3 protein-coding genes are annotated in these 1,162 nt (G+C 67.3%); 1 reads left to right on the top strand and 2 read right to left on the bottom strand.

All coding sequences use genetic code 11. The features are described 5' to 3' along the window. A partial coding sequence (locus Q9R30_RS19305; RefSeq protein ID WP_311218601.1) for a hypothetical protein occupies positions 1-282 on the top strand: 282 nt, incomplete at its 5' end. Between the two features lie 30 nt (positions 283-312). Here Q9R30_RS19305 and Q9R30_RS19300 read toward each other — a convergent pair. Together Q9R30_RS19300 and Q9R30_RS19295 are read right to left on the bottom strand one after the other, a co-directional pair. Then, a complete protein-coding gene (locus tag Q9R30_RS19300) occupies positions 313-663 on the bottom strand; it encodes a hypothetical protein (RefSeq protein ID WP_311218600.1) in 351 nt (116 codons plus the stop codon). A gap of 77 nt (positions 664-740) precedes the next feature. Then, on the bottom strand, positions 741-1,162 hold a 422-nt coding region (locus Q9R30_RS19295), incomplete at its 5' end, for a hypothetical protein (protein WP_311218599.1).

Raw genomic sequence — 1,162 nt, 5'->3', positions numbered from 1 at the left:
AACACAAAAGGGCCAGGGACGGCGGAGCCCTGCGGAGCCGGCACTGGACCCGACAGCCGGCCGCGCCAGCGGACGCCCTTCAACTGGTTGCAGCGCAGCGGAAACCAGGGCGAGCCCCGCGAGCCTGCCCTTCCACCCTCTGGGCCAAGGACAACAACGACGCTGCCAGCCCCGGCTTGCCGCCGGCTGCCGCCGCCCGGCACCTGGCTGCTGCGGAATGGGCGGTCCGCCGCCGCCAACCACCAGGACAAGCCGGCCACGACGGCGGACCGCCCGCGGTGACCGGCCCCGAAAGACCGGCCACCCTCGGCCCTATTCGCGGCGGTCGTGCAGCGGAACGGCTCCATAGTGTCCGGCCGCGCGGCGGAACCTGGCGTCACTGCTGAAGATGAAAGTTCCGCCGAACATGTACCAAGGGGCGGGTTCACCGGCTGGGGCGACCGGCTCGGCGTGGATCACGGTCCCACGGTGGAAGTGCTCGTTTTTGACGAGCCGGACGGCGGGCCGTTCCTCGGTGGCCTCGAAAACCGGGTCGATGCCCTCGCCAATGACGGTTACTTCCATGACGCGGGCCGAGATGCCCCGGTTCGAGAAGTCCGTACCCAGGGCGTCGCGGTAGATCAGGGCGGTGATGCCCTTGGGGGCGGTGATGTCGTTGCTCATGTGCTGGCTCCTTTGAAGTCGTTGGGCCGCTGTACTGCCCGGCTCCAGCCGGGCAGTACAGCGGTTGTCAGTGCTGGTTAGGCCACGTCCGCGAGGGTGCAGGGCATCCGGTACCGGCTGGGTAGTTCGGCGGCGGCCTCCGGCAGGTCTTCCGGGCCGTGGGCCTGCCCGTTCTTCCAGTGGAAGAAGGCCTGCTCACTTATCGCGGTCCAGAACCTCGCCTTGGTCCGATAGAAGGTCGTTCGCACGTCGCCTTCGCAGTAGGTGGCCATGCCGAACAGGTTCCCGATCTCATCGGCGGTACGGATCCCGGCGACCATGACATAGGGCCACTGGCCCAGGTCCCACCCGTCACACCCCCAGCTGGGGATCACGGCCCAGCCGTGTTCACTGATGACGTCCATCCAGTCGTAGCCGTCATTCATGTGGTAATCGACGAGCACGGACACATCGTGGACCGTTTCGCCGGTGTCGACGGTGGTCACGGTCCTCTTAGTGA

The sequence above is a fragment of the Arthrobacter sp. AB6 genome (genome assembly GCF_031844545.1).
GTDB lineage: Bacteria > Actinomycetota > Actinomycetes > Actinomycetales > Micrococcaceae > Arthrobacter.
This window is presented reverse-complemented; position numbering and strand designations above follow the sequence as displayed.